General features: G+C 63.2%; 25 protein-coding genes. 17 read left to right on the forward strand and 8 right to left on the reverse strand.

Annotated features, from left to right (window positions below):
• Positions 1-26: 26 nt before the first annotated feature.
• The 12 genes from VGL22_RS01285 (at position 27) to flgL (ending at position 8,695) form a co-directional block, all read left to right on the forward strand.
• Entirely contained in the window at positions 27-410 is a 384-nt protein-coding gene (locus VGL22_RS01285; RefSeq protein ID WP_465265062.1) for a response regulator, read from the forward strand.
• Between the two features lie 74 nt (positions 411-484).
• Positions 485-970 (forward strand): chemotaxis protein CheX, encoded by a 486-nt coding sequence (locus VGL22_RS01290; RefSeq protein ID WP_465265063.1) that lies wholly within the window; start codon positions 485-487, stop codon positions 968-970.
• A 160-nt stretch (positions 971-1,130) separates the two neighbouring features.
• Positions 1,131-1,865, forward strand: a complete 735-nt coding sequence (locus tag VGL22_RS01295) for a flagellar hook-basal body protein (RefSeq protein ID WP_465265064.1) — start codon at positions 1,131-1,133, stop codon at positions 1,863-1,865.
• 129 nt (positions 1,866-1,994) lie between these two features.
• Positions 1,995-2,783 (forward strand): flagellar basal-body rod protein FlgG, encoded by a 789-nt coding sequence (gene flgG / locus VGL22_RS01300; protein ID WP_465265065.1) that lies wholly within the window; start codon positions 1,995-1,997, stop codon positions 2,781-2,783.
• A gap of 8 nt (positions 2,784-2,791) precedes the next feature.
• Positions 2,792-3,253, forward strand: coding sequence for a hypothetical protein (locus VGL22_RS01305; RefSeq protein WP_465265066.1), 462 nt, complete (start codon positions 2,792-2,794; stop codon positions 3,251-3,253).
• Positions 3,250-3,978, forward strand: coding sequence for a flagellar basal body L-ring protein FlgH (locus tag VGL22_RS01310; RefSeq protein ID WP_465265067.1), 729 nt, complete (start codon positions 3,250-3,252; stop codon positions 3,976-3,978). The genes VGL22_RS01305 and VGL22_RS01310 overlap by 4 nt, the downstream gene beginning before the upstream one ends.
• A 139-nt stretch (positions 3,979-4,117) precedes the next feature.
• Positions 4,118-5,248, forward strand: a complete 1,131-nt coding sequence (locus VGL22_RS01315; RefSeq protein WP_465265068.1) for a flagellar basal body P-ring protein FlgI — start codon at positions 4,118-4,120, stop codon at positions 5,246-5,248.
• Positions 5,248-5,598, forward strand: coding sequence for a hypothetical protein (locus VGL22_RS01320; protein ID WP_465265069.1), 351 nt, complete (start codon positions 5,248-5,250; stop codon positions 5,596-5,598). The genes VGL22_RS01315 and VGL22_RS01320 overlap by 1 nt, the downstream gene beginning before the upstream one ends.
• 52 nt (positions 5,599-5,650) lie before the next feature.
• On the forward strand, positions 5,651-5,947 hold the full coding sequence (flgM, locus tag VGL22_RS01325) for a flagellar biosynthesis anti-sigma factor FlgM (RefSeq protein WP_465265070.1): 297 nt from the start codon (positions 5,651-5,653) through the stop codon (positions 5,945-5,947).
• Between the two features lie 33 nt (positions 5,948-5,980).
• Complete coding sequence (locus VGL22_RS01330) at positions 5,981-6,316, forward strand: hypothetical protein (protein ID WP_465265071.1); 336 nt, start codon at positions 5,981-5,983, stop codon at positions 6,314-6,316.
• Entirely contained in the window at positions 6,303-7,769 is a 1,467-nt protein-coding gene (gene flgK, locus VGL22_RS01335) for a flagellar hook-associated protein FlgK (RefSeq protein WP_465265072.1), read from the forward strand. Before VGL22_RS01330 ends, flgK begins: the two co-directional genes overlap by 14 nt.
• 23 nt (positions 7,770-7,792) lie before the next feature.
• The gene (gene flgL / locus VGL22_RS01340) at positions 7,793-8,695 is read left to right on the forward strand and encodes a flagellar hook-associated protein FlgL (protein WP_465265073.1); all 903 of its coding nucleotides are present in this window, start codon (positions 7,793-7,795) and stop codon (positions 8,693-8,695) included.
• A gap of 6 nt (positions 8,696-8,701) precedes the next feature.
• Here the strand turns inward: flgL and VGL22_RS01345 are convergent, their stop codons facing one another.
• Positions 8,702-9,739, reverse strand: coding sequence for a UDP-N-acetylmuramate dehydrogenase (locus VGL22_RS01345; protein WP_465265074.1), 1,038 nt, complete (start codon positions 9,737-9,739; stop codon positions 8,702-8,704).
• 73 nt (positions 9,740-9,812) lie between these two features.
• On the opposite strand from VGL22_RS01345, the gene VGL22_RS01350 reads away from it, so the two are divergent.
• Positions 9,813-10,241, forward strand: coding sequence for a BrxA/BrxB family bacilliredoxin (locus VGL22_RS01350; protein WP_465265075.1), 429 nt, complete (start codon positions 9,813-9,815; stop codon positions 10,239-10,241).
• Positions 10,242-10,252: 11 nt separating this feature from the next.
• Here the strand turns inward: VGL22_RS01350 and VGL22_RS01355 are convergent, their stop codons facing one another.
• The 3 genes from VGL22_RS01355 to modA form a co-directional block, all read right to left on the reverse strand.
• Positions 10,253-11,059 (reverse strand): ATP-binding cassette domain-containing protein, encoded by an 807-nt coding sequence (locus VGL22_RS01355; RefSeq protein WP_465265076.1) that lies wholly within the window; start codon positions 11,057-11,059, stop codon positions 10,253-10,255.
• On the reverse strand, positions 11,052-11,726 hold the full coding sequence (gene modB / locus VGL22_RS01360; RefSeq protein ID WP_465265077.1) for a molybdate ABC transporter permease subunit: 675 nt from the start codon (positions 11,724-11,726) through the stop codon (positions 11,052-11,054). The genes VGL22_RS01355 and modB overlap by 8 nt, the downstream gene beginning before the upstream one ends.
• A 410-nt stretch (positions 11,727-12,136) precedes the next feature.
• Positions 12,137-12,922 carry a molybdate ABC transporter substrate-binding protein gene (gene modA, locus VGL22_RS01365; protein ID WP_465265078.1) on the reverse strand — a complete coding sequence of 262 codons (786 nt, stop codon included), beginning with the start codon at positions 12,920-12,922 and terminating at the stop codon, positions 12,137-12,139.
• 69 nt (positions 12,923-12,991) lie between these two features.
• Between modA and thrC the strand changes: the two genes are divergently transcribed.
• From thrC to trxA, 3 genes are all read left to right on the forward strand, one after another.
• Positions 12,992-14,359, forward strand: coding sequence for a threonine synthase (gene thrC / locus VGL22_RS01370; RefSeq protein ID WP_465265079.1), 1,368 nt, complete (start codon positions 12,992-12,994; stop codon positions 14,357-14,359).
• On the forward strand, positions 14,356-15,309 hold the full coding sequence (thrB, locus tag VGL22_RS01375; protein WP_465265080.1) for a homoserine kinase: 954 nt from the start codon (positions 14,356-14,358) through the stop codon (positions 15,307-15,309). The genes thrC and thrB overlap by 4 nt, the downstream gene beginning before the upstream one ends.
• Positions 15,310-15,649: 340 nt before the next feature.
• A complete protein-coding gene (gene trxA, locus VGL22_RS01380) occupies positions 15,650-15,997 on the forward strand; it encodes a thioredoxin (protein ID WP_465265081.1) in 348 nt (115 codons plus the stop codon).
• An 88-nt stretch (positions 15,998-16,085) separates the two neighbouring features.
• Here the strand turns inward: trxA and lexA are convergent, their stop codons facing one another.
• The 3 genes from lexA to VGL22_RS01395 all read right to left on the reverse strand — a co-directional run bounded on the left by lexA (position 16,086) and on the right by VGL22_RS01395 (position 18,564).
• Positions 16,086-16,691 carry a transcriptional repressor LexA gene (gene lexA / locus VGL22_RS01385; protein WP_465265082.1) on the reverse strand — a complete coding sequence of 202 codons (606 nt, stop codon included), beginning with the start codon at positions 16,689-16,691 and terminating at the stop codon, positions 16,086-16,088.
• Between the two features lie 413 nt (positions 16,692-17,104).
• The gene (locus VGL22_RS01390) at positions 17,105-17,899 is read right to left on the reverse strand and encodes a 3-keto-disaccharide hydrolase (protein ID WP_465265083.1); all 795 of its coding nucleotides are present in this window, start codon (positions 17,897-17,899) and stop codon (positions 17,105-17,107) included.
• 167 nt (positions 17,900-18,066) lie between these two features.
• Positions 18,067-18,564 (reverse strand): M15 family metallopeptidase, encoded by a 498-nt coding sequence (locus tag VGL22_RS01395; RefSeq protein WP_465265084.1) that lies wholly within the window; start codon positions 18,562-18,564, stop codon positions 18,067-18,069.
• Positions 18,565-18,770: 206 nt separating this feature from the next.
• On the opposite strand from VGL22_RS01395, the gene VGL22_RS01400 reads away from it, so the two are divergent.
• Positions 18,771-19,412: a carbonic anhydrase gene (locus tag VGL22_RS01400; RefSeq protein WP_465265085.1), complete on the forward strand. Its 642-nt coding sequence runs from the start codon at positions 18,771-18,773 to the stop codon at positions 19,410-19,412.
• Between the two features lie 4 nt (positions 19,413-19,416).
• Here the strand turns inward: VGL22_RS01400 and VGL22_RS01405 are convergent.
• On the reverse strand, positions 19,417-20,466 hold a 1,050-nt coding region (locus VGL22_RS01405), incomplete at its 5' end, for a mercuric reductase (protein WP_465265086.1).

A 20,466-nucleotide genomic window follows, 5' to 3' on the forward strand; every position in this document is an offset into this window, starting at 1 on the left:
ATACAGCCAGAGGGAGGGGACCGGCAATGAGCGAAATTCAAACCTTGATCGTCGACGATTCTTCGGTGATGCGGAAGATTGTGGAGAGGGCGCTGCGCCAGGCAGGACTGGACTCGATGCGTGTGTACGAGGCGGGGAATGGTGTCGAGGGGCTCGAGATTCTGCGCACAACATCCATCAACCTGATCCTTTCCGACATCAACATGCCGTCGATGGACGGGCTCGAGTTTCTTCGCCAGATCAAGGACCAGGATCTGGCGCGCGGCGTGCCGGTGGTGATGATCACCACCGAATCGAGTGAAGAGCATGTGAAGCAGGCGATTGCCGCCGGCGCCCGTGGCTACATCCGCAAGCCCTTCACCCCCGAGCAGGTGAAGGAGCGCGTCCTTCCTTTGCTGAAGGCGGCGTGAGAGATCTTATGTGGTTCGCTGGAGTACGTGATGCCGCCGTGGCCGCAGCGGGCGGCAGGGAAAGGAAGAGGGTAATGCCGCTATCTTTGCGCGAGTCCCTGGGCGAGATCTCCGATCCTCGCAACCTGGATGCCACAGTGGAAGAGATCTGCCGGATGATGCTGGGCGTCGACTGCCGGCGCGACGGGGGCCAGTTGGAAGAAGAAGAGGAGCGAGTGACGGCCGTGGTAGGCTTTGGCGGCCTGCTGAGCGGGGCGTGCGTATTCCGCTCCGGCGGCAGCGCAGCCCGCGAGCTTGCCGCGCATATGACGGGCATGGAGTTCAGCGAGGTGGATGACACCGTGAAAGACGCGGTCGGCGAGATTTGCAACATGCTGGCCGGGTCGTGGAAGGGCAAGGTCCCGGAACTCGCGGCCAACTGTGGCTTGTCTGTGCCGGCGGTGATTACGGGCCGCAACTACAACCTGCGTGTGCAGGCGCCGGAGTTTCGCCTGCTGCACGTTTATGCCTTCGAAGGCATGAAGTTCGAAGTGACCATCCTCTGCGATGGCCTTCAGTAAGCCCTCCCCCGACCGGCCTTGCGCTTCAGCGTGCGGCCGGTCCCTTCTTGTTTGCCTGACTGTCCCGTTTCGATTCGCTTTTCTTGTTTCCCTCTAATCTTCCCTCGTCCTTTCCGGTCCTCCATCTGCAAGGGTCCTTGTGTCACGGAGGACCATAAAAGTGGACAGCGGATACTACGCGGCAATGACAGGTCTGCTGGCGCGCACTCAGGCGCTGGATACGGCGGCGTCCAATCTTGCCAACACGCAGACGCCGGGCTATCGCGCAGAGCGCGAGTACTTCCGTTCGGTGATGCTGGACAGGGCGCCGGCCTCGCAACTGGGCCAGGCCGTGAACCGCTTCGGGCTGCTGGGGGGAGACCGTCTGAATCTCGCCGAAGGGCCGATTGAGCCTACCGGCAATCCACTCGACCTGGCGATTGAAGGCCAGGGATTCTTTCAGATCCAGACTCAGAACGGGGCGCGATTCACGCGCGACGGCAGCTTTCATCGATCTCAGGGCGGCATGCTTGTGACCGCCGAGGGCGAACCCGTACTTTCAAGCGCCGGCAAGACGATCCAGATTCCACCGGGCGAGGTGTCAGTGGGCGCCAACGGGGTGGTGTCAGTGGCTGGCGGCGCGGTGGAGACGGTGGGGATCTTCACGTTTCCGGCGACGGCGCAGCTCACTCCGGAAGGAACGAATCGTTATGTGGCTCCCCCCAACACGATGCCGCAGGTTGCGAAGGACGCCGCGATCCGGCAGGGCGCGCTCGAGGGCGCCAACCAGGACGCGATTCAGGGCACGCTCGATCTCGTGGTGATGCAGCGCCAGGCGGAGATGATGCAGAAGGCGCTGACGGTGTTCCATACCGAGTTCAATAAGTTTGCGAGCGAAGACCTGGCGAGGGTGTGAGAAGAGCAGGGATTAGGAAATCGGGAGTAGGGAATAGCAGGACAGGGACAGAGGGGCAGAGGGACAGAGGGGCAGAGGGGCGAGGCGGCCGAGCAGCACTGCGCCACTGACCACTGAGGAGGAGTAGCGATGATTCGAGCCTTATATACGGCGGCCAGCGGGATGAGCGCGCAGCAGAGGAACCTGGACACGATCGCGAATAATCTGGCGAACTCGTCGACCACGGGGTTCAAGCAGCTGCGCCTGCAGTTTCAGGACATGGTGTATCAGAACCTGGTGACCCCGGGCGCGGCGCAGAGCCAGTCGACGGTGGGTGCAGGCCTGCAGATCGGGCTTGGGACCAAGTCGGCCGCGACCGAAGTGATCATGAGCCAGGGCCCCCTCAACCAAACATCGAACCCGCTCGACGTGGCCATCGAGGGTTCCGGCTTCTTTCAGGTGCAGCGGCCGGATGGCACCATCGCTTACACGCGCGCGGGACAGTTCCACCTCAACAACCAGGGCACCATCGTGACCACGGACGGCGATCCGCTGGTGCCGAGCATCACCATTCCGCCCAATGCCACGGCCGTGACCATCACGCAGTATGGCGTGGTGAACGCGACCCTGCCGGGGCAGAGGAATCCGTCGCAACTGGGCCAGTTGCAACTGGCCACGTTTCCCAATCCGGGCGGCTTGGAAAGCATGGGAGCCAACCTTTTGCAGTCCACGCTCAATTCGGGCGATCCGGTGCTCGGCAACCCGGGTGGGACCGAGGGGATGGGGACGCTGCAGCAGGGATATCTCGAGAATTCGAATGTCGACGTAGTTACCGAATTTGTGCAGATGGTGCTGGCGCAGAGGGCTTATGAGTCGAATTCGAAGGTGATCAAAACTGCGGACGACATGTATTCGCAGGTCAACAACATGACCCGCTGAGGTGGGCGATGAGAAAGCTTTGGTTGCGATGGGATGTGTGGTTGCTGGCTGCGGCGGCATGCGCTGCCGGGGCGCAGACTGCTTCGAGCGGAGTGCCGGCCGGCGGGGCTGCGCGGAAGGCGTCCGCCGCGTTGCGGGAGATTCATGATCCCCATACGGGCTTGCGCTGGCTGCTGGTGAAGGATGCCGCGCATCCGGGCGGACCGGGCAGGCTGGTCGAGGTGTCGCCGCGTGAGCCGGGCGCAGAAACAGGGCGAGTGGCGGCTCCGGTCATCCACGCCGGCGATGCCGTACTGGTGGAAGAACACAATGCGGTGGTCGACGCGGTGCTGCAGGCGGTGGCGCTGGGACCGGCGGTCCCGGGCGGACTCTTTTCCGCGCGGCTGAAGGTGGGAGGGCGGGTGCTGCAGGTGGTGGCAGTGGCGCCGGGGCGGGCGAAGATCCTCTTCGGAACGGGAGGCGGGCAATGAGTTCTCGCAGCAGAATCGCGGTGGCGCTGGTGCTTTCGACGGCCATGGGCTGCTGGTGCGGGCGGGCCGAGGGAAAGAGGCCAACAACTCCGCAGGGCCGCGCCGTTACGCCGCCCGAGGCGTCGCTCACGTCGTATGTGGAGCGCGTACGGGCGCAGCAGGCGGCGGAGATTCGTACCCCGGGGTCGATCTGGAGCCCCAACGGGCAACTGGTGCGCCTGGGGACGGATGTGAAGGCCTTCCGGCTGCACGATGTGGTGTCGATTGTGGTGACGGAGAGCCTGGCGGCTTCCACCGACGGTCAGGTGAAAAATTCGCGGGCATCGAATGCGAAGTCGAGCGTGACGGCGCTGTTTGGCGCGCTCAAGACGAGCAATGCCCTGAGCAACCTGGTGAACCAGACATCGGCTTCGGGGCTGACGGCGCAGGGGCAGAGCACGACCAACTCCAGCCTCCTGACGACCTTCGGCGGCGAAGTGGTGGATGTGCTGCCCAATGGGATGCTGGTGGTGCAGGCGACGCGGCAACTGACGTTCTCGCAGCAGACGCAACTGATCCGGCTGCGCGGGCTGGTGCGGCCCGAGGATGTGAGCGCACAGAACCAGATTCAGTCTACGGCCATGACGGACCTGGAGCTTGAGGTGACGGGCAAGGGCATCGTGACCGATTCGACGTACAGACAAAACCCGCTGGTGCGATGGCTGGAGCGGATCATTGTTTTTTAGGCAGCAGAAAACGGGACGTTGGGAGCAGGCGGCAGGATCACCTGACCGCCTGACCGCCTGACCGCCTGACCGCCTGAGCAACTGAGCAACTGACCACCTGAGCAATGAATCACCTGGCCCGTTGAGAACAGGTTCACAGATGAATCTATGGCGTAGACAATTCGCTGCTGTGTTGATGGCCATGGCGGGTGCGGCTGCGATGTGCGGCGAGAGTGTGCCGCAGAGGGCGCGCATCAAGGATGTGGCTACCATCGAGGGGATTCGCGACAACCAGCTTGTGGGGTATGGGCTGGTAGTGGGGTTGAAGGGCACGGGGGACAGCTCGCAGACGGTATTTCCTGCGCAGACGCTGATTTCGGCTCTGCAGCGGATGGGGATCACGGTGCCGCAGACGGGGTCCAACTCTGCCTCCAACATGCAGGTGAAGAACATGGCGGCGGTGTTTGTCGTGGCTACCCTGCCGCCGTTCAGCCGCCCGGGGTACAAGATGGACGTGACGGTTTCCTCCGGCGGCGATGCGCGATCGCTCGAGGGCGGAATCCTGCTGATGACGCCGCTGTACGGGCCCGATGGGCAGATTTATGCGCAGGCGCAGGGCTCGCTGGTGCTGGGCGGATACCTGGCGACGGGCGGCGGCAATGCGCGGCAGATGAATCATCCCACCACGGCGCGGATTCCCGGGGGAGCGCTGGTGGAGCGCCCGGTGGTGTTCGATCTGCGCGATATGCCGTCGATCAACGTGATTCTGAACGACGCGGATTTCCATACCGCGGAGAACATGGCGGCGGCCATCGATGCGGCGCTGGGGATGCCGCGGGCGCATGCCGTGGACAGTCGCCGGGTGGAAGTGGTGTCGCTGGTAAATGAGGATCGGGCGGCGCTGCTGGATCGCATCGAGTCGGTGGAGATTGAGATTTCGCCGCGAGCCCGGGTGGTGGTGAATGAACGCACCGGCACCGTGGTGATCGGCGGAAAGGTGTTGTTGCAGCCGGTCTCGATTTTGCACGGCGGCCTGACGGTGAACGTCATCTCCGAGGTCAAAGTATCGCAGCCGAATCCCATGGCCGCCGGGACCACGCAGGTGGTGCGGCAGACGACGGTCCAGGCGGAGGACAAGCCGGTGAACCGGATCGACCTGAAGGAAGGCGCCACCGTGGAAGACCTGGTGCAGGAGCTGCAGAGGACCGGGGCCGGCGCGCGCGATGTGATCTCGATTTTGCAGGCCATGAAAGAGGCCGGCGCTCTGGAAGCTGAGCTGGAGGTGCTGTGATGGCAATTGCGAGTGTGGGCGGAGTGGGGGGCGCGCAGGCAGCGGGGTTCGAACTTAAGCCTCGTCTAATCCGGGCAGCCCATGAATTTGAAGGCCAGATGCTGAAGGAGTTACTAAAGCCGTTGGCGGCTGGGGACAGCCTTACGGGTGCCGCGGACGGCGACGGGAGTGGATCTGCGGGGATCCTGGGCGAGTTTGCGTCTGAGGCTTTGGGAAAAGGGCTGAGCGAACATGGCGGGTTCGGAATCGCCAATCGGATACTCAGCCAGTTGTCCCGATCCGGTAACTCTCCCGGAACGGACGGAGTAACCGCAGACACGCACTTCAATACCGAATTGGGAACCTTCTAATCACTAGAGTGATTAGAAGGACTGCCGATGAAGGCAGCGAGGAGTTTCAAAAATGGACATTCGCACAGGCTTTGATGGATTGAGATCGCTACTGGGGGTGTCGCAACCTTCTCCGTCTGGTACGCAGCCGGCGAAGAGCGGGGCGGCGCACGAGAACAACCCTGTTTCGAGCGACGTGGCCACTCTTAGCAACGCGGGCAATCAAGTGGCGCAGACCGCAACCGATGGCGGAGTGCGCATGGATAAGGTTTCGAGTATCCAGGCAGCGCTGGCTGCGGGTACCTATGACGTTCCCGCTTCGGTGGTGGCATCGAAGCTTGTCGATTCGATGCTGGCGGGCGGACGGTAAGCGGGGCAGGATCGAAGCGGAAAGAAGGACAGGATGTACGGCTTGGGTGTGCGCCGGTTCGATCCGGAGCTGAAGCAGATTGTGTGGGAGGCGTCGCGGGCGCTGGCTCTGCTGGACGCCGAGCGGCTGGAGGAGCTGGCACGCGCCTGCCAGGCGCTGAATCGCGATCACGTTGAGCGGGCCGAGGCGGCGCACCAGGCGCGCGACGCGGCTGGCCAGATGGCGGTGTTTGCGCGGGTTCTAGATGCAACGCGGGCAAACCTTACGGTGATGAATCGGCTGCGCGAACTGCGTCAGGGCGCCATGTTCTACGAGCCTTTGGCGCTGGAGAGCGGCCCGGGGGAGGAGTCGGGCAATGGGCACGATTAGCGGCGCCTTCAGCATCATCGCCGGTGCGCTCAACGCCGATCAGTCGGGGCTTAGCGTCATTGCCGGCAACGTAGCCAATGCCAACACCCCCGGGTATACGCGAGAGCGTCCGACTTTTCAGGAGAATTCTCCGGTTACGATCAACGGCCGGTATTACGGAACGGGCGTGCGGGAGACGGGCGCTCAGTCGATTCGAGACCGGGTGCTGCTGGAGAGGCTGGATCAGCAGCAGCAGTTGGCTTCGGCTTCGAATACGCGGCTCTCGGCGTTGAATCTCCTGCAGAACTCGTTTACGCCGGCTTCAGGTGCGAGCGGTTCAACGGCGGGAGATGTCGGCAGCGACATCACCAGCTTCTTCAGTTCGTTTGCGTCGCTGGAAGCGAATCCGACCAGTAATGCGTTGCGGCAGCAGGTGCTGTCGTCTGCCAAGCTGCTGGCGGGAGATATCTCAAACACTGCCGCCGGTGTGAATGCGCAGACGGCGGCGCTGGACCAGGAGGCGACTGGTGTAGTGACTCAGGTGAATGCGCTGACCAGGTCGATTGCCGCGCTGAACCAGCAGATTCAGTCAACCTCGGCAGACAGCGATGCGGGTCCGCTCGAGGATGAGCGCCAGCGAGACCTGAACCAGCTCTCGCAACTGATCGGCATCAACCAGATCACTACGGAGAATAACGGGCTGACGATTACCACCACGTCTGGTCAGACGCTCATCTCGGAAGGACAGGCGACGCAGCTCACGACCGGGACGGTGAACGGGGTGACGCACTTTTTTGTCGGAGCAACGGACGCGACCACCGATCTGGCTGCCGGAGGCGGAGAACTTGGCGGGTACATGACGGCGCGCGATCAGGATATCCCCCGGACTATGACGGCACTGGATCAGCTGGCGTTTGGGATTTCAGTCGAAGTGAACGCGCAGAATGCCAAGGGACTGGATCTGAACGGCAAGGCCGGCGGAGCAGTTTTTTTGCAGACCACCGCCGCCGGGGCCGCGAAGCAGATGAGCGTGGTGATGGCGGACCCCAACGGGATTGCGGCCGCGGGCGCGGGGAAGGGGACCGGTGACAACTCCAATGCGATCGCGCTGGCCAACCTCGGCACGCTCGCGAATCCGCCCGTTTTGAGCGGGCTGACGTTGCCTGACGGAACGGTTCTGGCGGCGGGGCAGACGCTCCTGAACGGGCAGATGCCGAGCGGGTACTACTCGGGATTCGTGACGTCGCTGGGGTCAACCGTCTCGCAGGTGGAGACGGAAAATACGGCCGAGAATGCCTCCGTGTCCCAATTGCAGACCATGAACAATGCGCTTTCGCAGGTGAACCTGAACGACGAGGCGGCGGCTATGACCACGCTGCAGCGCAGTTACCAGGCGGCGTCGCAGGTATATGCCATGCTGGACAGGATCATGGCGGCGGCTATCAATCTTGGGCAGCAGACGGCAGTGTCGTAGGACGCAAGAAATAGGAGCAGGGAATGAGGGTGGATCCGAGTTACATCACGAACCTGGTGGGTTCGCTGAACAGCACGCAGGCTAATGCGCAGCAACTGACGGCGGAGTTGTCGAGCGGGGTACGGGTGACGTCCCTCAGCAAGGATCCGCTGGCAGCGGGACAAAATGTCCTGCTGCTCAACCAGATGCAGCAGGACGATTCGTTCACGGAGTCGTCGAGTTTGGTGACGGGGCAATTGCAGGTTGCCGATTCAGCTCTGGGACAGGCGGTTTCGCAGCTGACGCAGGCCATCTCCCTGGCCACTGCCGCCAACAATGGAACGATGAATGCGAGTAACCGGTCATCAATCGCCAATCAGATCGCGGGCATCCGGGCCGAGCTGCTAACGCTGGCTAACTCGAGCTACCAGGGCCAATACATCTTCGCCGGGGGAAAGACCACCAGTGTTCCGTTCTCGCTGTCCACGGCGGGATCGCCAGCGACCGTAACTTACAGCGGGGACAGCGGCGTGAACTATCTGGAGTCGCCGAACGGGCAGAAGATCCAACTGAATGTTCCGGGAAATCAGATTTTTGCGGGGAACGGAACCAAGAGCATGTTTGCGGCGCTGAATAGCCTGATCGCGGACTACTCAACCGGAACGCTCAACACGACGGAAGCCGTAGCGGACACGACGGCGCTGAGCGACTCGATGAACTGGATTTCGCAGCAGCGGGTAACAATCGATAACTCGATTACACAGCTCAGCGCGGCCTCAACCGCGGTGAGCAGCCAGCAGGTGCAGTTAACGGCGGCGCAGACAAACCTGATGCAGGCGGATGTGGCGGATGTGTCGACGCAACTGGCGATGACCGAGACCCAACAGACCGCGCTGGAGTCGGTGATCGCGCAACTGGGGTCGGGCAGTTTGTTCGACAAGCTGTAGACCTGCCTAGAAGCCGACGAAGACAGGTTCGGGCTGAAGGACGACGCCGAATTTCTTTTCGACGGTGGAGCGGATCTCAGCGGCCAGGGCCAGGATCTCGCTGGCGGTGGCGTTGCCGCGGTTGACCAGGGCGAGCGTGTGCTGAGTGGAGACGCCTGCGTTCCCGCGGGAGAAGCCGCGAAGGAAGCCGGCCTGCTCGATGAGCCACGCGGCGGGGATTTTAACTTTGCCTTCGCCCGCCGGAAAGCGCGGCGGCGCATTGCGGGTCATGAACTCGATGCGGTGCGCCAGATCTTCCGGGACAACGGGATTTTTGAAGAAGCTGCCGGCGCTGCGGCAGTCCGGCTCGCAGTCGACCAGGAGCATGCCTTTGCTGGCGCGTATACGGCGGACCGCGGCGGCAACTTCGGCGAGAGTAGGCGTGGAGCCGCTCGGAAAGGCGCGCTGCAGGTCAGGGTATTTGAGCGTGGGAGCGCCGCCGCGCTGGAGCCGGTAGTCGACGCGGGTGACGAGGAAGCGGCCTGCGTCAGTAGTGTTGAAGCGGCTTTTGCGATAGGAGAAGCCGCAGTGCTCCGCGTCAAACTCGACCATGCGGCGATCCTGAAGATCGAATGCCCGAACGCGGCCGATGACGGAAGAGACTTCCTGCCCGTAGGCCCCGACGTTCTGAACCGGAGCGCCGCCCACGGTGCCGGGGATTCCGGCGAGACATTCGATTCCAGCCCAATCCGCCTTTGCAGCCCGCTCCACGCATTGGCTCCAGTCTTCGCCGGCGGCGACGCAGAAGAGGATGCGATCAGCTCCAGCGTCCTGCTCTTCAACACCTTTAAGGGCGATGTGGAGGACCAGCCCGGGGAAGCCCGCGTCCGCAATGAGAACGTTGCTGCCGCCCCCAAGAACGAAGAGCGGGAGCCTACGCTCATGAGCCCACGCCGAGGCTTCGACGACGTCGGCTTCGATTTGAGCGTCGACGAACCAGCGCGCAGGGCCGCCGATGCCGAAGGTGGTAAGCGGCGCCAGAATCCTGTTCTCTTGGAGTTGCATCTTGCAGATAAGGCTACATCACTCAGGTTTCCCGTAGAATGAAGTGAGGCAGACCCTGCCGGAGGTTGATTGCATGTATCCAGAGATTATGGTGATCCCGATGCGCGAAGAGCTAACCCGCGCCGGATTTGAAGAAACAAAGACTGCGGACGAGGTGGACGCGGCGGTCAATCAGCCCGGCACAACGCTGGTGGTGGTGAACTCGATCTGCGGCTGCGCGGCGGGCAAGATGCGGCCGGGCGTGCGCATGGCGCTGGCCAACTCGGCCAACCAGCCGGATCGCAAGATCACGGTGTTCGCGGGGCAGGACCGCGAAGCCACAGAGCGGGCGCGCGGCTACTTCGACGGGAATCCCCCGACGTCGCCGGCCATCGCGATCATGCGCGATGGGAAGCTGGTGTACCTGATGCAGCGCTTCATCATCGAGCAGGCTACGGCGCAGCAGATTGCCGGCGAGCTCGTCAGGGCCTTCGACGAGCTTTGCGCGACGACGACGGCGTAGAAAAGCGGGATTCAGGATTCAGGGTTCGAAATCCCTCCGGCTGAGTGACTTCCGCGCTCAGGCTGGAGGGATTTTTGCGTTTGGCCTGCTGCTGAGCTGGTTGTGGCCGAGGCGGAGTCCAGGCGTGAGAGGATCCGGGTTCGCTCGCCCGAGAGGACATGGCTGGCGTGGCCCTGGGCGACGAGCCGACCCTCTTGCAGGAGAGCTACTTCGGCGCCGATGGCGAATGCGTCCGCAGCTTCATGGGTGGCCATGACGGCTTGGATGGCGCGAGCGTCAACCCAGGATTGAAGGCGTTCGAGAAGGGCGTCGGCGGCCGGACCATCGAGTGCCGAAAAGGGTTCATCGAGGAGCAGGAGCGCGGGCTTGGGCGCGAGGGCTCGGGCGAGGGCGACACGCTGGGCTTCACCGCCTGAAAGGTCCTCGGGACGGCGGTCGACGAGGTGAGAGGCACCCACCAGCTCCAGGTTCGCCTGGATGACCTTGGCGCGCTCAGAGGGGCGAAGGTAGGGCAGGCCGTACCCCACGTTGGCGGCGACGCTCCTGTGAGGAAACAGGGCGGGTTGCTGGGTGACGAGAGCGGCTCGACGTCGGCCCGGCGCAAGCCAGATCTTAGTGGCGGAGTCGGCGAGGATGCGGTCGTCGTGAACGATGCGCACGGGTGCCACGTCGCCACGGTCGAGGCCCGCAAGGAGGCGAAGCAGAGTGCTCTTTCCGGAGCCGGAGTGACCGTAGAGGACGGTCCAGGGCGCGCGAAAGCGAGCTGAGAGCTGGAGATGGAAGCTGCCGCGGCGGGAGTCAAGCTCAAACTCAAGCACGGCGGCCCGCTTTATTCCGTGCGCCGGTGCTGGAGTAGATGGCAACCAGGGCCAGGACGCTGAGCCCGAGGAGCAGGCCCGCGGTGCGAGTGGCGGCACCGTAGTCGAAGTTTTCCACCTGGTTGTAAAGGACGATGGAGAGGGTACGGGTGGCGCCTGGTATGTCTCCGCCAAGCATGAGGACCACGCCGAACTCGCCGATAGTGTGAAGGAAGCTGAGGACGGCGGCGGCGATGATGGAGCGGCGGGCGAGGGGCGCGAGAAGCGTGAGAACGACGCGCGCGGGGCTGGCCCCAAGCAGACGTGCAGCGTCGACGAGATTGGTTTCGACGGACGAGAACCCGGCCACGATGGGCTGCACCGCGAATGGCAGGCTGTAAATCACCGACCCGACCACCAGGCCGGAGAAGGAGAACGCGAGCGGGTGGCCGAGCACCGCGATGATGCCACGGCCGAAGGCCGTGCGAGGGCCGAGGAGCACGAGGAGGAAGAAGCCGAGTACCGTGGGCGGCAAGACCAGGGGCAGGGCGGCGAGCGCTTCGAGTGCGGCAAGCCAGCGCGAGCGGCCGAGGACCAGTACGCCGGCGAGAGGGATGGCGAGGACGAGCAAAATGGCGGTAGTGAGTCCCGCGAGCCGCAGCGTCAGCAAAAAGGCCTGCCAATCCATATGGTCCTGAACAGGATAATTTGCCGGAACCGTTCTTTTCGCGCCAATTCGTGCAGACCTAAGGTTTGGAGGGCACGGGACGGCCGGCAGTAAGGCCATATTGGCGGAGCTGCTCCTGGAGGGGCGCAGACATGAGGAAGACGAGGAATTTTTTTAGCGGCGACGCGTTGCGGGGTGTCGGCGCCCTGGTTGATGGGGGTAGAGGCCGGGGGGGGCTCGAAGTATCGGGCGTGCGGGTGAGGCGCGGGGTCCAGGTGGTCGGGCGAGAGAAGAACGGGACGGGAACAACCGCAGATCCCTCGACTCCGCTCGGGATGACAGAGTTGTTGGCCTCGGGATGACAGGGTTGTTGCTCGGGATGACAGGGTTGTTGCTCGGGATGACAGGATCGAGGTTTGTGGGGGTAGTCCTTAGGGCACGGGACGGCCGGGAGTAAGGCCATATTGGCGGAGCTGTTGCTGCACCGGCGCGGACATGAGGAAGACAAGGAACTTTTTGGCGGCGACGCGTTGCGAGGTCTTTGCGACGAGGACCGCTCCCTGCTCGATGGGAGGGTAAAGGTCGGCGGGGATCTCGAAATACTGGCCGTCGGCGGTGAGGCGCCCGGTTTTGGCGGAGGTGAGCGAGATGAGACCGGCGTCGGCATTGCCGGTGTCGACAAACTGGGCGGCCTGGGCGATGTTTTCGGCAACCGCAAAGCGGGGTTTGAGGCTGTCGTAGAGCCCGAGCTTCTGGAGCGCGGCGATGGCGGCTTTGCCGTAGGGCGCGCGATCGGGATTGGCGATGGCGAGACGCTTAAGAGCGGGGTTGCGCAGCAGATCGATGGAGGGAGGCGGGAGGCGTGAGTCTTTACGAGTCCAAAGCACGAGAGTGCCATTGGCGTAGAGGATTGGCGTTCCGGAGGCGCCTTCGCCGAGGCCTTGAGCCAGACCGGCGGTGACCAGTTTCTGCGGGTAATCCATGTTGGCAGAGAGGAAGAGGTCGAAGGGGGCGCCGTTCTGAATCTGAGTAGTGAGCGCTGCAGAGGCTTGGTAGGTGGGCTGTGCGGTGATGCCGGTAGTTTGGCGGAACTGTTCGAGAATTGGCGGTAGGACAGGCTCAAGATCAGCCGCCGCCGCGATGCGGATGGTCTGGGCAGCCGCGAGCGCAGGGAAGATAGCCAGAAGGAAGGCAAATACTGCGCGGAATCGGCTCATGGGGAACCTCCGGGACGGGGAGACAATCACCTGCATAAGATGTCCCGCACTGGTAGGCTATCAGCAGGCATGAACGACAATCTGCACACGTTACGCTGTTTCGGCTGCGGTGCGCGCATCTCCGGCCCGGAGGCGCGGCCGGACTTTCGTTGCGCGGACTGCGGCGATCTGTTTGAGGTGGAATATCCCGGCTGGGTGACGCGCCAGAGCCAGACGCGGCCCAACCCCGGTGCGCTGAAGTGGCTGTGGCGCGAGCGGCGCTGCTCGGGCGAGGCGCTGGACCGCTCCGGCGTATGGCGGTTCCGCGAACTGTTGCCGATCCTGGATAACTTTGGCAACGCCGTAACGCTCGGTGAAGGCAACACCGAGCTCTACGCGTTACCGCGCGCGGGCAGGGCTCTGGGGCTCGATCAGCTCTATGCCAAGCACCAGGGGATGAATCCCACGGGGTCGTTCAAGGACACGGGGATGACGGCGGCGCTAAGCGTGGCGCGAGAGCGTGGGTTTGAGTGGGTGGCGTGTGCCTCGACCGGGAATACGTCGGCAGCGATGGCGGCCTATGCGGCGCGCGCGGGAATGCGCAGCCTGGTGCTGATTCCTGAAGGCAAGATCGCCTGGGGGAAGCTGTCGCAGGCGATGGACTATGGCGCGGTGACCTGCCAGTTGAAGACGGACTTTGACGGCTGCCTGAAAGTTTTGTTGGAGATTGTGCGCGAGGCTCCAATTTATCTGCTGAATTCCATGAATCCGTATCGCCTGGAAGGGCAGAAGACGCCGGCTTTGGAAATCGCGGAGGCGTTCGATTGGAACGTGCCGGATCACTTGATTGTTCCGGGCGGGAATCTTGCCAACTCGTCAGCGCTAGGCAAGGGCTTCAAGGAAATGAAGGAGCTTGGGCTGGTGGCGCGCGTGCCGAAGATTTCAGTGATCCAGGCCGAAGGGGCGAATCCGCTGGTGCGCTACCTGAATGACGGTGCCGGAACGGAGGGCGAGAAGGAGTTCAAAGCCGTGGAGGCGAACACGCGGGCCACGGCCATTCGGATCGGCAATCCGGCGTCGTGGAAGAAGGCGGCGCGTGTGGTGGAGGAGACCGGCGGCTGGTGCCTGGATGTAAGCGAGGCGGAGATTGCCCTGGCCAAGGCGGAGATCGGCCTGGAGGGCATTGGCTGTGAGCCGGCCTCCGCGGTCACGCTGGCGGGGCTGAAGAAGCTGCGGGCGCAGGGTGCAGTGGCGGAGAGCGATAGGGTGGTGCTGGTGCTCACCGGGCACACGCTGAAAGACGCCGATTACACCATTGACTTCCATCGCGGCATGCTGCTGCGGCCAGAAGAGGCCGCTGGCCATGAGGCGGCGATCGACGGCCTGCGGCGCAATGCGCGCGTGGTGGACGCCACGCCGCCGGCGGTGCTGGCCGCCATGAAAGACGTGCCGGCATGAGCGAGTACGGCGACAGAGTACGGGTGCGGCTGCCGGCCACGTCGGCCAACCTGGGGTCGGGCTTCGATACCGCGGCTGTCGCTTTGGATTTTTACCTGACGGTGGAGGCGGAACCCGCGGCTGAGTTTTCCATCAGCGCGACGGGGCGCGATGCCGAGCGATGCGGGGCTCTGGAAGACAACCTGGTGATCGAGCTGTATCGCACTCTGGTGCAGCGCGAGGGCAGAGCCGTGACGCCGCTTGCCATCCGCATGGAGAACGAGATTCCGCTGGGGATGGGTTGCGGGTCGTCGGCTGCGGGGCGCCTGGCGGCGATTGTGCTGGCTAATCATTTTGGGCAGCTCGGCTGGTCAAGCGAGCGTGTGCTGGCGGAGGCTTCGGAATTGGAGGGTCATCCCGACAATGCGGCGGCATGCTGGCTGGGCGGATTTGTCGCGTCAGGCACACAGGGCGGCGAGGTGCATGTGGCGCGGGTGGAACCCCCTGAGGAATGGCGCGCCATTGTCGTGCTGCCCACAGAACCCTTGGCGACAAGCACGGCGCGAGCGGTGCTGCCGGCCATCTATGCGCGAACCGATGTGGTGATCAATCTGCAGGGCGCGGCGATGCTGGGGTTGGCCTTTGCGCAAGGGCGCGGCGACTTGCTGAAGGCGGCCATGACCGATCGCGTGCACCAGCCGTATCGCGCGGCGATCTGCCCGCAACTGCCCAGGCTGCTGCCGCTGGCGGGGCAGGACGGGATTCTGGGCGTGGCGCTGAGCGGCGCCGGGCCGGCGGTGTTGGCGATTGTGCAATCGGAAAAGGATGTCGAGAACGCCTCGCGCAGGATTGATGAGGCCATGCGGGAGATGCAGCGGCCGGAGCTGCTGGTGTGCGGTTTTGAGGGGAACGGCACTGTAATCGAGACGGGTGCGCGCGCGCAACGGCCTGCCGCCGCGGGTTACCGATAGGGGATTTGCGGAGCCTTCTTGTCCACTTTCGTGGTAGTGAATCCCACTTTTTCAGCAGTATTCAAAGTGCAACTAACCCGTCGGTGATTGCGATCACTATTACCTAAGATTGCTTGATCTTCCGCTAAAGAAAACATACATTCAGCACGTGGGCAGTTCTGGGGGAGGGCTGCTCTAGCGCCCGTGATTCCTTGATGGAGTCCGGGCGCTTTTGATTTTGGGCACGGCGGGGGCACGGATGCGCTCTTGAGCGGGATGCGACTTTCCGGCACGCTCCCGCATCCCATGAAGGCAAGGCTGCAGGGTAAACTGAACCGGTGCAGTTACGGCAAGGAGGAGCATGGCTGGAGCAGGTGTTTTGGAAGTGACGGATGCGAACTTTGATCAGGAAGTGCTGAAGAGCGAGCAGCCGGTTCTGGTGGATTTCTGGGCAGCGTGGTGTGGGCCCTGCAAGATGATTGCGCCGGCAGTGGATAACCTGGCGGCAACCTACGCGGGCAAACTGAAGGTCGCCAAGGTGAACGTGGACCAGAATGGCGCCACGCCTTCGCGTTATGGAATCCGCGGCATTCCCGCGCTGCTGTTCTTCAAGGGCGGCAAGGTGGCCGATCAGATCGTTGGATACGTTCCGCAGGATGTGATCGAAGAGAAGGTGCAGAAGTTGATTGCCGGCACCCAGGCGGCGTAACGGCAAAGCAGTCTGGCAGCGAGCAGAAGGCCCGGCGAGCGCCGGGCCTTCTTGCGTCTGGTTTCGAAAGTTTGGCTTTGCAATCGGATCAGTGGTATTTGCGCAGCACGCCCAGGACGCGGCCCTGGATGGCGACCTGCGCGGCGGGGACGTAAATCGGTTCCATCTCGACGTTGGAGGGCTGCAGGCGAATGGTGCTGCCTTCGGAGTAGTAGCGCTTGAGGGTGGTCTCAGAGCCGTGCACGAGGGCTACGATGATCTCGCCCTGGCGCGCGGTCTTGGTGCGCTCGACGAGGACGTAGTCGCCAGAGATGATGTGCTCGTCGCGCATGGAATCGCCGCGCACCTCGAGTGCAAAGACGTCGCGGTTACCGACCACGTCATGCAGCGAAATGGATTCCATGTTCTCGCTGGTTTCGACGGGCAGGCCGGCGGCGATGCGGCCGGCGAGCGGAAGGCGATCGCTCGAGCGGGTGCGGGTGCCGGGCGGCAACACGTCAATGGAGCGGCTGCGGTTGTGCACGCGATCCAGCATGCCCTTCCTCTCAAGATTGGTGATGTGCTTGTGCACGGTGGCGAGGCTTTTGAGGCCCATGCCGCGAGCGATCTCTTCGAAGGAGGGGGAATAGCCGTTGCGGCTCACGAAGGAGTCGAGGAAGTCGAGCACTTCTTTTTGTCGCCGGGTGACAGCCATGCGTGGATTATAGCGAACAAAAAGCGAACTGCAAGGGGTTCATGAGCTGAATTAGAAACTATTAGTAACGCCGGTGGTTCCGGCACCTGCGGTGCGGCCCCGCTGCCATCTGCGCGCGCCTTTCGTACTGGATCAGGAGGTCAGCCCGTATCCGAGATTTCAGGGTTCTGGGTTCACATGCCCTGCGGTCTTTGACGGGGGCGGGAGCGAGGGAGATCCCTCCCACCCAGGCAGAGCTTAGGTTTGGCGGGTTGAGGTGGTTTCCCACCCTCGCGACAAGGACGAAAACGTCGCGAGGATGGGCACCCGGCATGCGGCTCAGGATGACAAGGTGCTGGTGAGTGACAGAAATTGTTCGGACGGGGGGTGTGCGGACCCCGCTCCCTCGCTGGTACCGAGGTGATTGCTGTGTGTTAGGGCAGGTTGCGGACCCAGATGTTGCGGAAGCTGATGGGTTCGGACTTGTCGCCGTGGGCCTGCAGCTTGATGGGGGCGGTGTCGTAGGCCTTGTAGAAGGGCTTGCCGATGTAGCGGGTTTCGCCTTGCAGCTCGAAGTGGTTTTCGACGATGACGCCGTTCCAGAGGACGGTGGCATAGGCGTGTGTTTTGACGGAGCCGTCCTCGTTGAATATGGGTGCGGTCCAGACCACGTCGTAGACGTTCCACTCACCGGGTTTGCGCGCGGCGTTGGCGAGGGGGATGGCCTGCTTGTAGAGGCTGCCTGCCATGCCGTTCACGTAGGTCGAGTTCTGATAGGAGTCGAGGACCTGGAGCTCATAGCCGCTGTCGCCCGCTCCGGTGGAGGCGAGGAAGACGCCGGAGTTGCCGCGGGCCTGGCCGGAGCCGGTGATGGACTCGGGAATGCGGAACTCAATGTGGAGCTGATAGTTCTTGAATTTCTGCTTGGTCTCAATGCTGCCGCCGGTTTTGTTGACGCGCATGAGGCCGTCGACGAGGTCCCACTTGGCGGGCTGCTGGTCGGAGACATTGACCCATTGATCGAGACTCTTGCCATCGAAGAGCACGACGGCGTCAGAGGGCGCGGCGCCGCAGTCTTTGGCAGGCGTGACGACAGGCGGAACAGGCTGCCAGACTTCAGTTTCTTCGGGCTTCATCTTCTGTTCAGCGGGCTGCTGCGCCAGAAGGGAAGCCGTGACCGAGGCAAGGGCTGCAACTGCAAGGAGCGTGGGAAGTTGGTTGCGCATCATGGCGGGAGTTTAACGGCAGGGAGTAGGGAGTAGGCAAGGGGGGCCGGGAAAAGACAGGGACCAGGCACCAATGCCCGGAGACCGGAAAGGCACGAAACGAAAAGCCAAGCGACCGAGGAATCAGGCTGGTGAGACACGGTTGAGGCGGTTGTCCACATCTTGTGGGCTCAGGCCTGGTATTTGCCGTCGGTGGCGTTTTGCCAGATTGCCTCGAGAGCCGTCTCGTCGCCGGCACCGTAGTCGCCGATCATGGCCTGGCTGGGATTGGCGGGCACGTTCGATAACTGGAAGTGATCTTCATCCTTGAAGTGGATCCAGTCTCCTCCCCAGGCCAGGCCCTTGGCCTTCAACGCATCCACCATGGCCTGAAACTGCGGAGTGTGCGCGCGCCAATTCAGGTCGCCCGACTCACCCGAAATGTAGGGCACGATGTCTACCGCGAGGCCGTAATTGTGCATCGAGTGTCCGGCCGGCGCATTGGTGACAACCTGTCCCGGCGCGGTGCGTCCCTGCGCAAACAAGGCATCCTGCTGGGCGGCGGTTCGAAGGCCGGATACGACAAGGAGATGGGTTCCGGCGGCTTCAAGCGTGGCGGCGGCGGCGCGTACTTTGCCGGCAAGCGCAGGGCTGACAGTGGCGAGGGCAGATTCGCTTCTTGCGTTCATGCGGGATCTCCGGATGGAACACTATAGCGGCAAACCAGCGGTGACGCTACAGGACTTTTCGCCTGGGCATGGATTCTCTGGAGAGAGCCGTGTTCACAGTGCGGGTGCCGGATGGGGCGCGTGCTGCAGCCGTTAGTTCTGCCAGTTTCCGGGAGAGGGCCGGGCGGTTAGCGTCCGATGCATTCCCGGCAAGTGAGGGCAAGCTTATGCCGACGCAGCCTGCGGGCGATCCGGATTACCTCCGGCGAGGGGTGCACCGCTTCCGCAGCGAGGTTTTTCCCCAGAAGCGCGCGCTGTACGAGAGCCTGGCGGAGAAGCAGGTGCCCCACGCGCTGTTTATCACCTGCGGGGATTCGCGCATCGATCCCGCGGCGCTGACCAGCACCGACCCGGGGCAGATTTTTGTGGAGCGGACGCCTGGCAACATTGTGCCGATCTATAGCGATGCCGAGGCTGTGGGGGTGTCGGCCAGCATCGAATATTCAGTTGTGAAACTGGGCGTGAGAGACATTGTGGTGTGCGGGCACTCCGCCTGCGGAGCCATGACGGGGATGCTCGATCGCGAGCACCTGAATGTCATACCAGCCACGGCCCGATGGTTACGTTATGCAGAGCCTGCGCTCGAACTGCTGGACCGGGTGCATTCGCATGTGGAGGGCAGCAAACGTCTGGAGCTTCTGAGCCAGTTAAACGTGCTGGAGCAGTTGGCGCATCTGCATACGCATCCAGCGGTGGAAAGTCGCGTGGCGGCGGGAACCATGGCGCTGCATGGCTGGTACTACGAGATCGACACGGGCCGCGTGGAGGTCTTCAATCCGGAGTTCGGGCAGTTTCAGGAATGGTTGTAGCGGCTCAGGCGAGCGGCTTCAGCTCGCCGAAGACGGTGGGAATGAGTTCGGCCACGGTGGGATGGATGTGCACCGAATGCGTGAGCAGCGAAGCGGGCTGGCGCGCATACATGGCTGTGGCGATGCAGTGGATGGCTTCGTCCGCGCCGGGGCCGATGATCGTCGCGCCGAGGATGTGCTGGTTGGCGGCATCGACCAGGACCTTGATAAAGCCGAAGGTCTCTCCCTTCTCAATGGCACGCGACACACGCGTCATGGGGCGCTTGCCGACCAGCGCGCGGATACCCTGGGCGCAGACTTCATGCTCGTGCAGACCCACGTGGGCGAGCGGCGGATCCGTGTACAGCGCATAGATGGGAATGCGGTCTGAGAGCCGGCGCGAGGCTCCCGCGAGCAGGTTGTCGGCCACAATTTCGTAGTCGTTATAGGCGGTATGGGTGAAGGCGGCGCGGCCGTTGCAATCGCCCAGCGCGTAGACGCCGGATGCGCTGGTGCGGAGCTGATCGTCGACGTTGATGTAGCCATGCGCGTCGGTGTCAATGCCGGCCGCGGCCACGTTCAGGTCGTCCGTGTTGGGCGTGCGGCCGATGGCGAGCAGGACGTGCGAGGCCTCGATGTGCGGCGCGCGCTCGTCGCACTCCACGCCCACCAGGATGCGATCGGGCGCCTGCTCCAGATGAATGCAGTTGGCGCTGGTCGCAATGTCTATCCCCTCAAATTTAAAGAACTCCTGAATGACAGCGGAAGCGTCTTCATCTTCGCGCGGAGCCAGGCGCGGGTGCTTGTCGAGGACGGTCACTTCAGAGCCGAAGCGCCGAAACATCTGCGCGAACTCCAGGCCCACGTAGCCGCCGCCGACCACGACGAGATGGCGGGGGAGTTCCTGGAGCGCGAGGATCGAGGTGCTGGTGAGGAACGCCACCTTGTCGACGCCGGGCATGCTGGGGATGAGCGGTCGGGCGCCGACATTGAGGAAGATCTGCGGTGCTTCGAGCAGGTCATTTCCGACTCGGAGAGTGCGGGACGATTCGAATGCGGCGTGACCCTGAATGAC

The organism is Occallatibacter sp., from assembly GCF_036502485.1.
In the GTDB taxonomy this organism is placed as follows: domain Bacteria; phylum Acidobacteriota; class Terriglobia; order Terriglobales; family Acidobacteriaceae; genus Telmatobacter.